We start from the raw sequence: 14242 nt of genomic DNA, 5'->3' as shown, positions 1-14242 counted from the left end.
TTCAATGACAGTTCAAATTATTACTATTGATGGTCCGAGTGGTTCGGGTAAAGGAACATTGGCCGCAAAACTTGCAGCACATTATCAATATCATTTACTCGATTCTGGTGCCTTATATCGTTTATTAGGGTTGTCATTACATAAACACAATTTATTAGAGAAATTAGACAGTCAGCTTGATGAATGCGTTCAATATGCACGTCAACTGGATATTAAATTTGAAACTTCCGCAGCAGGGATTTTAGTTTTTCTAGATGGCGAAGATGTATCTCAAACAATTCGTACAGAACGGGTTGGTGAATATGCATCGAAAGTTGCCGCAATTCCAGAACTTAGACAGGCATTATTTGAGCGACAAAGAGCTTTTGCACAAAATCCTGGTTTAGTTGCAGATGGCCGTGACATGGCAACAGCTATTTTTCCTGAAGCAAATGCGAAAATTTATCTAACGGCTTCAGCTGAGTCGCGTGCCGAGCGAAGAGTAAAACAGTTGCAGGGCATGGGCCTAGATGCTAAAATAAACGACATTTTAGCTAATATACAGGCGCGTGACAAAAGAGATATGGAGCGAGAAGTTGCTCCACTCAAGCCAGCCGAAGACGCTTATATCATTGATAGTTCGGAATTAACGATCGATCAGGTATTTAAGTTGATGGTTGATTATGTCGATAGCCGTACCATTTAGCAAATAGAATTATCAGTTGACGCATAGCTTGATCAGTCTATAAAGACTATGTTGATACTTAACTAAACCGGCCTTGTCTGATCCAAGACCGCGGAATTTATCAGGTATATCATGACCGAATCTTTTGCAGCCCTCTTTGAAGAAAGTGAATTAAACCTCAACGTTGAAAAGGGTGCAGTCATCCAAGGTGTTGTTGTAAACATCGATAGCGACTGGGTAACTGTTGACACTGGCCTAAAGTCTGAAGGCATTGTTGACCGTGCTGAATTTTTAAATGAACAACGTGAACTTGAAGTTCAGGTTGGTGATACTGTTGACGTAGTTGTTGAAGCTCTTGACAACGGTATGGGTCAAACAGTTTTATCACGTGAAAAAGCTAAGCGTGCTGAAACTTGGACTAAACTTGAAAAAATCTTTGAAGATGGCGAAATCGTTACTGGTGTTATCTCTGGTAAAGTTAAAGGCGGTTTCACTGTTGACATCGGTCCTGTTCGTGCATTCTTACCAGGTTCATTAGTTGATACTCGTCCTATTCGTGACACTACTCACCTTGAAGGTAAAGAGTTAGAGTTTAAAGTAATCAAACTTGATGCTAAACGTAATAACGTTGTTGTATCTCGTCGTGCTGTTATGGAAGCAGAATCTTCTGCTGACCGTGAAGCATTACTTGCTCAACTTGAAGAAGGTCAAACAGTTACAGGTACAATCAAGAACCTTACTGATTACGGCGCATTCGTTGATCTTGGCGGTATTGATGGTCTTCTCCATATCACAGATATGGCTTGGAAACGTATCAAGCACCCTTCAGAAGTTGTTGAAGTTGGTCAAGAAGTTACTGTTAAAGTACTTAAATTTGACCGTGAGCGTAACCGCGTATCTTTAGGCCTTAAACAATTAGGCGAAGATCCATGGTTAGCGATCATGAGCCGTTACCCTAAAGGTTCTATCGTTAAAGCTCGTGTAACTAACTTAACTGACTACGGTTGTTTCGCTGAAATCGCTGAAGGCGTTGAAGGTTTAGTTCACGTTTCTGAAATGGACCACACTAACAAAAACATCCACCCATCTAAAGTTGTTCAGATTGGTGATGAAGTTGATGTTATGGTTCTTGAAGTTGATGAAGAACGTCGTCGTATCAGCCTTGGTATCAAACAAACTCGTGCTAACCCATGGGAAGAGTTTGCTAAAGCTCATGAGAAAGGCGAAAAAGTATCTGGTACTATCAAGTCTATCACTGACTTTGGTATCTTCATCGGCTTGAATGGCGGTATCGACGGTTTAGTACACTTGTCTGATATTTCTTGGAACGAGCAAGGCGAAGAAGCTATTCGTCGTTACAAGAAAGGTGACACTGTTGAAGCTGTTATCTTGTCTGTAGACGCTGAAGGTAACCGTATCAGCCTTGGTATCAAGCAATTGAACAGCGATCCGTTCAATGATTTCTTAGCTGCTAACGAACGTGGTGCTTTAGTTAAAGGTACTGTAACTGCAGTTGATGCTCGTGGCGCAACTGTTAAGTTAGCTGACGAAGTAGAAGCTACTCTTAAAGCTTCTGAAATCAACCGTGACCGCGTTGAAGATGCAACTAAATTCTTAGAAGTTGGTCAAGAAGTTGAAGCGAAAATCATCAACGTTGATCGTAAATCTCGCTCTATCAACTTGTCTGTTAAAGCGAAAGACGAAGCTGAAGAGAAAGAAGCAGTTGCTACTTTACGTACAGTAACAACAAGTCAAGAAAATGGTCCTAAGACTATTGGTGATTTGATCAAAGCACAAATGAAGTAATAGGTTAACAAAGTACAGTTTCATGTAACGGAATTGTACTTTTTATACAAATTACTGTAAACGGTAGCCTAGTATTCAACATACTGCGCTACCGTTTTGTATTTAAACAGGTTATTATCAGACGACATAGAGTAGCAATAAATAACGAGGTCGTAGATGACTACTGAAGCTCTTAATAAGTCTGATTTGATTGAACGCATTGCGCTAAAAAACCCACACTTAGCTGAACCTTTGGTGGAAGAGGCGGTTAAAATTATGATTGATCAAATGATAGAAGCACTATCAACTGATAATCGAATTGAAATCCGTGGTTTTGGTAGCTTTGCTTTACACCACCGTGATCCAAGAGTTGGTCGCAATCCTAAAACAGGAAGATCAGTTGAAGTGGCAGCTAAAGCTGTTCCGCATTTCAAACCCGGGAAAGCACTGCGTGATGCAGTCAATGAATCCGGAAAATAAATAAAAATTTATAAGTGGGGTGCCTATGCGTTATATTTTAATTGCATTGCTTATTGTTGTATTTGGTTATTCTTTAGCCCTTGTATTGCAAAATCCAACAGAGCTGTCTGTTGATTTGCTATTTACTCAAGTTCCAGCTATGCGATTAGGCTTATTATTGCTACTCACATTAGTACTTGGAACGGTGGTCGGTCTTTTGCTAGGTGTACAGGTTTTCAGAGTGTTTCAACAAAGCTGGGAAATTAAACGTCTTCGTAAAGATATTGACCATTTGAGAAAAGAACAGATTCAAAGTGCTCAATTAGCAGCAGCAGAAGCCGCTGCAAATGTAAGACATGAAAAAACCGTTTTAGATGTTTATCCTCAAGATAAAAACTCTACTCCGCTATAATTCGAACACTACTCTTTATTCACGAATAAAGAGTAGTGTATTCCTTAATTTATAAGTGTTTTCTTCTTTTTATTTTTCTAAAAATTAGTCCCCGTGACATTATTGTCTCTAAATTTGAAAGCCTTCCTTATACATTCCTTTATTACTTGATGACTTGTCTATTATAATGACGCTGATTTTATGTGATGGAAGAAAGTCTCTTGAGTATCATTGTTGCGTTAGATGCAAAAAGCCAATATGACGCTTTAAAAATTGTTGAACAACTTGATCCTACTTTATGCCGTGTAAAAGTGGGTAAAGAGCTTTTTACTCATGAAGGCCCATCTGTTGTAAAAAAACTTCAAGAACAAAATTTTGAAGTTTTTCTTGATCTTAAATTTCATGATATTCCAAATACTACCGCTCAGGCTGTTTGTGCAGCAGCTGATTTAGGAGTGTGGATGGTAAATGTTCACGCTTCAGGTGGCCGTAAAATGATGGAAACCTGTGTGGAGCGTTTAAAAGCAGGTAACTATCAAACCCAGCTTATTGCTGTGACAGTACTCACATCAATGGGTCGAGAAGATCTAAAAGATATTGGTCTAGATGTTGAACCTGTAGAGCATGTAAAGCGCTTAGCTAAACTCACTAAAGAAAGTGGCTTGGATGGGGTAGTTTGTTCTGCTCAAGAAGCTAAGATTCTTCGTGAATTAATTGGGCAAGACTTCTCTTTGGTAACACCCGGTATTCGTCCAGAGGGTTCTAATGCAGACGACCAAAAACGTATTGTAACTCCAAAGCAGGCTATGCTTGATGGTTCTACACATCTGGTCATTGGTCGACCGATTACTAAAGCAGAAGATCCAACAGAAATGTTGAAGTCTATTCTTACTTCAATTGCTTAAAAATTTAGAAATAAGCTAATTAATAACGGGGCGAGTAGGCTTAATAATAAGCCACTCATCATGGCATGTGGTACATAATGTGTACCGCATGACTGTTTTACCATTGCTAAGGTAACATCCATTGACGTTGCGCCAGCACTTGAGATAGCAGGGCGAGGAAAACGCCATCCCATTGTATACATTAAAAATATAGCAACAATTTCTCTAAATAAATCAGTCAATAGCGCGATGCCACCTAGTTCTGCCGAATGTAATTGCGTAAATAAGATTCCTGACATTGAGTACCAGCCATAACCTTGTGCTAATGCTAATGTTTCGTTCAGTGCAAAATGCTTGTTAAGCAAAAAGTAGTTGAAGAAGCCAGCAATACATGACCCTATAAAAGCAGCTAAAGGTACAATTAAAATCTTCCAGCTTAACCACGTACGGTTGAAATGAGTGAAGGCAAGTTCAATACCAATTAAGAAAATAAACAGTAATAATAAATACCAACTATTAAATGCAATATGTGCATTGAATTGAGTGACAATAGCTCCCAATAGAACACCGACGCCTAAGGCAAGAAAGGCTTTTGCAATATTCTTTAAAGCATTTACAAAAAGTTGAAGTGAGATTTTTCCTTTTACACTTTGTTTATCGAAAATTGTATAAGCCAATAAACACGTAAAAAAAGAACCAAAAGATGTGGTAAGCGCAATGATTATAGCTGGTGGAAGTATCGCAGAAGGGTTCTTAATTTGATCAAGTGCTAGTGTTAACTCTAAAGCCACACTTGCTAAAAGAATATAAGAAAAATAGGGCAGTATTTTAAAAATAAACTGGCGGATATTTAGAGATAATTTAGGTGCTAAAAAATATCCGGAAGCAAGTGCTAAAAAAATTTGAATGATAAGATAAAAAGATTGCATATAATAATAGGTGGATTGTTTTTAACCCACCTATTATGTCTTGAACATTTTAAGCTGCATAGCTCTGTGAGTTTTTATTTAATAGTAAATAATCTTTAGGATTAACTTTGCGCGTTTCTAGCCAGTACTTCCATGTATAGGTTGGCCATAACGAAAAGTTTTTTCCATCGGCAGATTGATACCAGCTACTACAGCCTCCAGCTTGCCACACAGTCCCTTGAAGCTGAGTTTGAACCCGCTCGTTAAAAGCATCTTGAACTTCTGGTTTGATCTCAATTGCTTTTTGACCAGATTTCTCTACAAGTTGAATGAGCTGTAAAATGTAATTTACTTGAGATTCAATCATAAAAATAACTGAATTATGACCTAATACTGTGTTGGGGCCGACCAATTGGAATAGGTTGGGAAAGTTTTTAGTCATAATGCCATAATAACTTTCTGCACCATCTTTCCATGCTTGTTTTAACTCGAGTTGATTGCGTCCAATACAAGTGAAATGTTTTAAGTAAATACGTGGGTCAGTAATAAAACCTGTGCCGTAAATTAAACAATCAATAGGCCGTTCTTTACCATCTTTAGTAATAATACTGTTTTCTTTAATTTCTTGAATGTTATCCGTTATTAGCTCAACATTTTTACGGTTAAATGTAGGGAAGTATTTATTTGAAATAAGAATACGTTTACATCCCATCACAAAGTCCGGTGTGAGTTTCTTAGCCACTTCCTTGTCTTTAACTTGGAAGCGAATGAAAGCTTCTGCCAACTTTTGACCATATTTCATAATTTGAGGTTGAACAATCGGTACAACGCGTGACTCATTACTCCAATAAAGACGACTACGATGAATTTGGCGATAAATATTGGAAGATTTGAATAATGCTTTACTCAAACCTGAGTATTTGCGTTCATCTCGTGGTATTACCCATGCTGCCGTTCTTTGAAATACATAGAGTTGCTTAACATCTCCAGCTATTTGCGGAATATATTGAATTGCGCTACCACCTGTACCAATAGATGCAACTGATTTACCATTCAAATTATAGTCATGTTCCCATTGTGATGAATGGAAAACTTTGCCTTTAAATTTTTCGATACCCTGGATATGGGGAATTTGTGGGATATGCAACGGGCCTGATGCAAAAACTACAAATTGAGCTTCAATAGAAGGCTGATTTTTAAAGTCTAGAGTCCATATATGACGTGCTTCATCATATTGGATATTACTCACATCATGGTTAAACTTGCAGTAATTTTTAATCTTATATTTTTCTGTAATATCTTGAATATATTGAAAAATTTCAGGAGCTTCAGCATAGCGTTTTGACCAGTCGGTTTTGGGTGCAAAAGAGAGAGAATACATATGAGATTGAACATCACATGCCGCACCTGGGTAGCGATTTTCTCGCCAAGTTCCGCCAACATCATTTGATTTTTCTAAAATAACAAAGTCTTGCTGTTGATTTTGCAGTAAACGGATTGCCATTGCTAGGCCACCAAATCCAGCACCAATAATAGCGATTTTAGTTTTTTGAATAGCATCTTGCTTTGCGTTTAGCATTGGAAACCCTGCATAAGCTAAAAGGAGGATTGCAGGCAAGACTAACGTTTTTTAACCAGTTTAAACATGATTGTATCGACGTGAAAATTGATAGATTCGGCAATTAATTTTCTTTCTTGTTTATAGTAAAACATTTGAGTCTAGGGAAATTGATAGAAGAATGAAACGGTCGATACTTGGTTTAATGTATTTAATTCAAGGAATGCGCAATGCAGGCATTGATGTCGACTCACGTTTGGCTGGTATAGGAATTAAGGTTGATGCTTTAGATCCGAGTTCCACAATTCATGATCGCCTAGAATGGGATATTCAGCAAATTATTAGTGAAAATGTTGAGCCTGAAAAGGGCCTATTTATTGGACAGCATTATGCTTTAGCGGGTTACGGCCCATTGCTTATGTTGCTTGTAACAAGTAATGATGTTCAAACTGCATTAAATAAAGGGATAAAGTATCAAAAACTTACTCATTTATTTGGTGCTTTAGGCCTAGATGAAACTGATGAGCGTACAATTTTAAGTTATTTGCCTGTTGATTTGAAAACACAAATTGGCAAGTTGCGGGCACAATGTGAAGTTTCAGGAACTTATAAATTTATTCAAGATATTTATACGATGATGGGATTACAAATGCCTGCTATGCGTATAGAACTTCCATTTGAAAAACCAACTGACTCAGATACTTTATCTCGCTATTTTGCATACTATGGCGATGATGTGCACTTTAATGGTAAATATGCAGTATTTAGCCTAAGCAAGGATGTGCTTGAAATTAAGATTCCCTCAGCGGATATCATTACACATCGTATTTATGAATCAAAATGTATTACAGAAATAACAAGATTAAATCAACAAGATCACCAAACTCCACATATCATACAATGTGTGCAAGATTATCTTGAGTTGCAACAAGGTATTATTCCGAGCATGGCGGAAACTGCTTTTGCATTGAAAATGCCTGAAAGGACACTAAGGCATCAATTGCAACAGTTAAATACGAGTTATAAGCAAATTCGTGAACAAATCATCAAGAATAAGGCATTAAAGCTTATGGAATATAGGGAATACTCAATAGAAGTTATTGCTGAATTGCTCGGTTATTCTGAACCAGCGGCATTTAATCATGCATTTAAACGATGGTTTGGACAGAGTCCTCGACAATATGGCAAAGAGTCATCGTCGTAATTCTTGATGCTAAAAGCTAATGTGGTTGAACAAAATGTTCGCTATACTCCTATCAGTTAAAATTGAAATAAAACGATATGTTAAATTTAAAATCTTCTCATAGTACTGCATTCTCACCTTCTTCCCCAGCAGAACGCTATGCTGAGGCTTTAGCTTCAGGCCAGTTTATGGCAGATGAAGCGCAAGCACAGGCAGTGCAAGAATTAGATCGCGTATGGAAAGAACTTTTAAACCGTTATAAAGCCTCTAAAAAAGCTTTCCGTCGTTTTCGCCGCCAAACATCACCTAAAGGTGTCTATATGTGGGGTGGTGTAGGTCGTGGAAAAACTTGGCTTATGGATCAATTTTATGAGTCAGTGCCGTTTCGTCGTAAAACACGTATGCATTTTCATCATTTCATGCAACATGTTCATAAAGAGCTAAATAAGCTTTCAGGCCAACGTAATCCACTTGAAATCGTGGCTGACCAAATTTATAAAGATGCAGTCGTTATTTGTTTTGATGAGTTCTTTGTATCAAACGTAACAGATGCAATGATTCTGAGTGATTTATTTCAAAAACTGTTTGTTCGTGGCGTGACATTAATTGCAACATCAAACATTGCACCAGACGGCTTATATAAAAATGGTATTCATCGTGACCGTTTCTTGCCAACAATTGAAATGGTTAAAAAGAACTGCGCTATTTTAAATGTAGATGCAGGTGTGGATTATCGTTTACGCGTATTAAAACAAGCTCAATTATTTAAATCACCATTAAGTAATGAAGTCCAAAACTGGATGTCTGAACGCTTCAGTGCATTAACTCATACACAAGCTCATTCTCAAGAGCCTATTGTAATCAATAATCGTATTGTTGAGACTCTAGGGCATACAGAAGATGTATTATGGTGTGAGTTTTCTGAACTCTGCTTTAAACCACGTAGCCCAGCAGATTTTATTGAAATTGCAAATATCTATAATACGGTTCTGGTGAGTAATGTTCCTCATTTAACAGATTTCTTGTCTGAAGGCACACGTCGTTTTATTTATCTAGTCGATGAGTTTTATGACCGTGGAGTAAAATTACTTTTAACTTCTCAAGATAGTATTATTGATATTTATCAAGGTGAAAAATTAGCCTTTGAAATTGAGCGTACTCGTTCGCGTTTATTAGAAATGCAATCTGATGAATATTTGCATTCAGAACATCGCCATATTGATGAAGCTAAAAACGCATAAAAAATAGATATGAAAAGCGCTCTATATAGGGCGCTTTTTTTTACAACAAAAATAGATAAATTTCGTTAAATAGTGCTTTTTCAAGCTGCAAAGTTTGATATAACTAAATACGCTTTAGAAAAATAAGATAGTGAACTTTTTTGTCTGTTAACAAAAAGTCTAGTTTCAGTATCTTTAAATATTGAATAAATTGTTGGGAATCCTAGTTAGAATTTTAATATTTCCTATATAGATAAATTTATCTTTGTCAATAGTTTTACAAGGGAAAATGCTTACTATTTAGGAATGTGATATTAGTATTCAGCTTAATTTAAATCGGTATACTAGGATTCTCTTGGTATAAAAAGTAGCAACTTCAGGAAAGACAATGACTGCACGTATTCAAAAAGGCAAGTTAGCGATTGCTAAAGAACTTTACGATTTTATCGAAAATGAAGCTTTACCAGGTTCTGGTTTAGATAGTGAAACTTACTGGAAGAACTTTGAGCAAGTTGTTGTCGATCTTAGCCCAAAAAATAAAGCATTATTGGCTAAGCGTGATGAATTACAAGCAAAAATTGATGAATGGCACCGTAACAACAAATTTGAATTAGGTGCTTATAAGGCGTTCTTAACTGAAATTGGTTATTTATTGCCAGAAGTTGAAGATTTTCAAATTACAACTGAAAATGTTGATGAAGAAATCGCATTATTGGCAGGGCCGCAGTTAGTTGTACCTGTGCGTAATGCACGTTATAGCTTAAATGCAGCAAATGCTCGTTGGGGCTCTTTATATGATGCACTTTACGGCTTCGATGTAATTTCTGAAGAAGGCGGGGCTGAAAAAGGTAAAGGATATAATCCTGTACGTGGTGCAAAAGTTATCGAGTTCGCTAAAAATTTCTTAAATGAAGTTTTTCCACTTGCGCAAGGTTCGCATGCAGATGCAACAAAATATGCGATTGAGCAAAATAAACTTGTTGTAACTTTGAAAGATGGTTCAAAAACAGGTTTAGCTCATGAAGCTCAGTTCGTTGGTTTCAACGGTGAAGAAGCGAATCCTACAGAAGTTGTACTTCTAAGTAATGGCCTTCATGTCATTATCGAAATTGATGCGACTAGCCCAATTGGTCAAACTGATTTAGCTGGTGTTAAAGATTTAACATTTGAAGCAGCTGTAACTACAATTCAGGATTTAGAAGATTCTGTTGCTGCGGTAGATGCTGAAGAAAAAATTGAAGGCTACCGTAACTGGTTAGGTTTAATGAAGGGTACGCTTCAAGAATCTATCGAGAAAAATGGTAAAACGATTGTTCGTGATTTAAATAAAGACCGCGAAATTAAAAACTTAATTGGTGGCACAACAAAACTTCATGGTCGTTCACTTATGTTACTTCGTAACGTAGGTCATTTAATGACTAACCCAGCTATTTTGGTAGATGGGGAAGAAATTTTCGAAGGAATTATGGATGCATTGGTAACACCATTGTTGTCAGTTGCGGACATTCGTAGTGAAAACGAAAACAAGAACTCTCGCAAAGGCTCTATGTATATTGTTAAACCCAAAATGCATGGTCCAGAAGAAGTTGCGTTTGCTGTAGAGTTATTTGAACGTGCTGAACAGGCGATTGGATTACCCGCGAAGTCATTAAAAATTGGTATTATGGATGAAGAACGTCGTACATCTGTAAACTTGAAAAACTGTATCGCTGCTGCAAAAGACCGTACTATCTTTATTAATACTGGTTTCATGGACCGTACTGGCGATGAAATTCATACGTCAATGGAAGCTGCACCAGTTGTTCGTAAAGAAGCTGTAAAAACACAAAAATGGATTGCTGCTTACGAAAACCGTAACGTTGCAATTGGTTTGAAGACTGGTTTACAAGGTAAAGCACAAATTGGTAAAGGCATGTGGCCAAAACCAGATAGCATGAAAGATATGTTGGCAACTAAAGCTGCACATCCAAATGCGGGTGCATCATGTGCTTGGGTTCCATCTCCGGCAGGTGCGGTACTTCATGCAATGCATTATCATCAAGTTAATGTAAAAGCGCGTCAAGATCAGTTAAAAGCTGAAGAAATGTTGTCATTAGACGACTTGTTGACTCCGCCGTTTGCACCAGAAACAAATTGGTCAGCAGAAGAGATCAACAACGAACTTGAAAATAACTGTCAAGGTATTTTGGGTTATGTAGTTCGTTGGGTTGACTTAGGCGTGGGTTGTTCGAAAGTTCCTGATATTAACAACGTGGGCTTGATGGAAGACCGTGCAACATTACGTATTTCTTCTCAACACGTTGCGAACTGGTTGCGTCACGGTATTGTGACTCGTGAACAAGTTGAAGAAGTGCTTAAACGCATGGCGAAAATTGTTGATGAGCAAAATGCGAATGATCCATTGTACAAACCAATGGCAGCTAACTTTGAAACTAATATCGCTTTCCAAGCAGCTTCCGACCTAATCTTCAAAGGTTGTGAACAGCCTTCTGGTTATACTGAGCCGTTACTACACGCTGCTCGTTTAAAGTTAAAAGGTTATACAGGTGACTAATTTTAACCTGTCATAAAAGAAGCCTCTTCGGAGGCTTTTTTATTTGCAAGAATAAATCAAATGTATGACTTAATTATTACTCACAATTCCAATTTTAGTGACACCTAAACGCTGTGCTGTAGCCATAACCATTGCTACGTTTTTATATTCAGCCATTTGGTCAGGTTTAAGTTTGATCTGGTCTTGATCTTTTTTGGCAATAACACCTTGAAATAAAGTTTCTAGTGCCTTGCGGTCAGAAACCTGTTGGTTATTCCAAAATACTTTGCCAGCAGCATCAATACGAACATCAATGACTTCAGGTGGCTTTTCATTTGTTGGTGGCGGTGTACCATTTGGCAAATTAATATTAATCGCGTTGTTTGGCGCAGGTATGGTAATAATAAACATAATAATGAGTACCAGCATGACATCAATAAGAGGTGTCATGTTGACTTCTAACATCACGTCATCATCATTATTTGAGCCGACATTCATACCCATAAAATTCTCCTTAAGTTAATTACGGGGAGGCTGGAGGGTTAGTAACAAAGGCAATTTTGCCAATACCGGCTTGTTTGGTGGTGCTAATAACCTGATCTATTGCCTCAAAATGGGTAAGCTGATCTCCACGAATGTGTACCTCTGGCTGAGGCCTTTTTTGTGCAACTGCTTGAAGCTTTGATAGCAATATTTCTTTATTAGGCACATAGTTTTCATTCCAGAAAATATCTCCTTTCTTGTTCACAGAAAGTTGAATATTTTCAGGTGTGGTGGCATATGGCGTATTTTTTTCTTCTGGTAGTTTCACAGGAACCGTATGTGTAACTACCGGTATTGTAATGAGAAAAATAATAAGTAAAACCAACATGACATCCACGAGAGGCGTCGTGTTAATTGTGCCAATCATTTCATCATCATCTTCAGAGCCAACACTCATACCCATAATGTTTACTCCTGATTATTTAATGCTGCGGTTAATGGAGTTATTGGTATTAATTTCTCCGCTTAATAAAACCGCATGCAAATCTGAACCAAACGAACGGACATTTTCCATAACTGCTTTATTACGGCGAGTTAGCCAGTTGTAACCAAGTACAGCAGGTACTGCGACTGCGAGGCCAATAGCTGTCATAATTAAAGCTTCACCTACAGGACCCGCGACTTTATCAATAGATGCTTGACCTGAGATGCCGATGGCTGTTAATGCATGATAAATTCCCCAAACCGTACCAAAAAGACCAACAAATGGTGCTGTTGATCCAACTGTTGCCAAGAAAGCTAAACCACCACCTAAGTGATTTTGTATTTTTTCAATTGCGCGTTGAATTGAAATGCTTACCCATGTATTAAAGTCAATACGTTCAAGTAAAGAGCCGCCGTGTGATTTGGTTGAATTAATGCCTTTTTCTGCAATAAAGCGGTATGCACTACTTTGCTCTAGATTATCGGCTGCATTATCTAGTGAAGTTGCTTCCCAAAAACTTTTCTCTGCTTCTTTACCTTGGCGCTTTACTTTAGCTTGCTGTAAGAATTTAGAAATAATGATGTACCACGTACCAATCGACATGAGTACTAATATAAATAAAGTAGATTTAGCAACTAAATCTCCCTCACGCCAAAGCGCTTCTAGGCCATAGGGATTTTTAACAGTTTCGCTAGTTGCTGGCTTTGGTGGTGGAGTTGGAGTATTTACATTTGAAGTGGCTTCAGTAGTTGCTGTTGCAACAGGAGTATTCGTTTCTTCTGCAAAAACCGAGCTTAATGGAAGTAAAGAGCATGCTGCGATTAAACTTGCAGAAGCGAAGCGTACTAGGTGTTGAGTTGATTTTTTCATCATATTATCTCCAATATTTTTAATTTCTTGCTAATTCAATTGTTTATTCAATTACAAATGGATATTCAATTTCATACCAGTCTTGCTGAGGCACGCCATCTTTCATTGCAGGTTTGAACGTACATAGGCTGTAGGCTTTAGTTGCCGCCTTATCTAGGTTTTTGCTGCCACTTGATTTTTTTACTTTGGCATCAATGACTTTGCCTGAAGTATCAACCAAAACACGTATACGCACAGTACCTTGTTCTTCATTCATCAGTGCTTCACGAGGATATTCCGGTTTTTCACAGCCAGCAGAACCCTCCGAAACACCGCGAGTTACGCCAGCTGGTTTAGGAGTTGGGGCAGCTGCCACTGGAGCTGGTGCGGCAACAGGGCTTGGTGATGGGGTGCTAGGTGCAGCAGGAGCTGGGGTAGCAACTTTAGTTGGTTGAGCTACTGGTGTCGTTTTTTGTACCGGTGTCGCTATTTTCTCTACTTGTTTAGACGGCTCAGGAACTTTGGCAACTTTTTCTACCATTTTAGGTGGCTCAGGCGGTTTTTCCTTAGGTTTTGGCTCCTCTGGTTTAGGTGGAGGAGGTGGTTTAATATCTTGAATAATTTGTAATTCCACAGGTTTTTCTGCTGGTTTTTGAATATTGTTTGCTAAACCTGACATCAGAATATAGGCAACAATAAGATGCAGAAAAAGTACTGCGGCAATACCAATAAGGCGCTTTGCAGATTTATTTTCTATGTCTGTAAAAGTCATGCCCATAGTTACTCCTGAAACTGTAGACAAACAATTTTTTAAATAACTGTTTGACTAAGAATGGGTATT

General features: G+C 37.9%; 14 protein-coding genes. 8 read left to right on the top strand and 6 right to left on the bottom strand.

Annotated elements, in window-relative coordinates; translation table 11 throughout:
- Nucleotides 1-4 precede the first annotated feature (4 nt).
- The 5 genes from cmk (at nt 5) to pyrF (ending at nt 4204) form a co-directional block, all read left to right on the top strand.
- A complete protein-coding gene (gene cmk / locus HL290_RS06130) occupies nt 5-685 on the top strand; it encodes a (d)CMP kinase (RefSeq protein ID WP_198495924.1) in 681 nt (226 codons plus the stop codon).
- Between the two features lie 111 nt (nt 686-796).
- Entirely contained in the window at nt 797-2470 is a 1674-nt protein-coding gene (gene rpsA / locus HL290_RS06125) for a 30S ribosomal protein S1 (protein WP_003651487.1), read from the top strand.
- Between the two features lie 156 nt (nt 2471-2626).
- Nucleotides 2627-2929: an integration host factor subunit beta gene (locus tag HL290_RS06120; RefSeq protein WP_003651488.1), complete on the top strand. Its 303-nt coding sequence runs from the start codon at nt 2627-2629 to the stop codon at nt 2927-2929.
- A gap of 25 nt (nt 2930-2954) precedes the next feature.
- Nucleotides 2955-3320 (top strand): lipopolysaccharide assembly protein LapA domain-containing protein, encoded by a 366-nt coding sequence (locus HL290_RS06115; protein WP_005041071.1) that lies wholly within the window; start codon nt 2955-2957, stop codon nt 3318-3320.
- A gap of 185 nt (nt 3321-3505) precedes the next feature.
- Complete coding sequence (gene pyrF, locus HL290_RS06110) at nt 3506-4204, top strand: orotidine-5'-phosphate decarboxylase (protein WP_198495923.1); 699 nt, start codon at nt 3506-3508, stop codon at nt 4202-4204.
- On the opposite strand, the gene HL290_RS06105 is transcribed toward pyrF, so the two are convergent.
- Together HL290_RS06105 and HL290_RS06100 are read right to left on the bottom strand one after the other, a co-directional pair.
- Nucleotides 4201-5112 (bottom strand): lysine exporter LysO family protein, encoded by a 912-nt coding sequence (locus HL290_RS06105; protein WP_198495922.1) that lies wholly within the window; start codon nt 5110-5112, stop codon nt 4201-4203. The genes pyrF and HL290_RS06105 overlap by 4 nt on opposite strands.
- Nucleotides 5113-5161: 49 nt before the next feature.
- Entirely contained in the window at nt 5162-6709 is a 1548-nt protein-coding gene (locus tag HL290_RS06100; protein ID WP_198495921.1) for a flavin-containing monooxygenase, read from the bottom strand.
- A 121-nt stretch (nt 6710-6830) separates the two neighbouring features.
- Between HL290_RS06100 and HL290_RS06095 the strand changes: the two genes are divergently transcribed.
- The 3 genes from HL290_RS06095 to HL290_RS06085 all read left to right on the top strand — a co-directional run bounded on the left by HL290_RS06095 (nt 6831) and on the right by HL290_RS06085 (nt 11606).
- On the top strand, nt 6831-7853 hold the full coding sequence (locus tag HL290_RS06095; protein WP_198495920.1) for an AraC family transcriptional regulator: 1023 nt from the start codon (nt 6831-6833) through the stop codon (nt 7851-7853).
- A 77-nt stretch (nt 7854-7930) separates the two neighbouring features.
- On the top strand, nt 7931-9073 hold the full coding sequence (gene zapE, locus HL290_RS06090) for a cell division protein ZapE (RefSeq protein WP_003651500.1): 1143 nt from the start codon (nt 7931-7933) through the stop codon (nt 9071-9073).
- Nucleotides 9074-9440: 367 nt separating this feature from the next.
- Nucleotides 9441-11606, top strand: a complete 2166-nt coding sequence (locus HL290_RS06085; RefSeq protein WP_198495919.1) for a malate synthase G — start codon at nt 9441-9443, stop codon at nt 11604-11606.
- Nucleotides 11607-11675: 69 nt separating this feature from the next.
- Here the strand turns inward: HL290_RS06085 and HL290_RS06080 are convergent, their stop codons facing one another.
- From HL290_RS06080 to HL290_RS06065, 4 genes are read right to left on the bottom strand one after another with little or no spacing between them, the layout of a single operon-like run.
- Nucleotides 11676-12089 carry an ExbD/TolR family protein gene (locus tag HL290_RS06080; protein ID WP_198495918.1) on the bottom strand — a complete coding sequence of 138 codons (414 nt, stop codon included), beginning with the start codon at nt 12087-12089 and terminating at the stop codon, nt 11676-11678.
- Nucleotides 12090-12108: 19 nt separating this feature from the next.
- The gene (locus HL290_RS06075; RefSeq protein WP_198495917.1) at nt 12109-12531 is read right to left on the bottom strand and encodes an ExbD/TolR family protein; all 423 of its coding nucleotides are present in this window, start codon (nt 12529-12531) and stop codon (nt 12109-12111) included.
- A gap of 15 nt (nt 12532-12546) precedes the next feature.
- A complete protein-coding gene (locus tag HL290_RS06070; protein ID WP_198495916.1) occupies nt 12547-13425 on the bottom strand; it encodes a MotA/TolQ/ExbB proton channel family protein in 879 nt (292 codons plus the stop codon).
- Between the two features lie 40 nt (nt 13426-13465).
- Nucleotides 13466-14179, bottom strand: a complete 714-nt coding sequence (locus HL290_RS06065) for an energy transducer TonB (protein WP_198495915.1) — start codon at nt 14177-14179, stop codon at nt 13466-13468.
- Nucleotides 14180-14242 lie beyond the last annotated feature (63 nt).

The sequence above is a fragment of the Acinetobacter sp. AC1-2 genome, from assembly GCF_016124155.1.
Taxonomy (GTDB): Bacteria; Pseudomonadota; Gammaproteobacteria; order Pseudomonadales; family Moraxellaceae; genus Acinetobacter; species Acinetobacter calcoaceticus.
The sequence above is the reverse complement of the archived record's forward strand: the minus strand, read 5'-3'. Positions and strand labels throughout refer to the sequence as shown.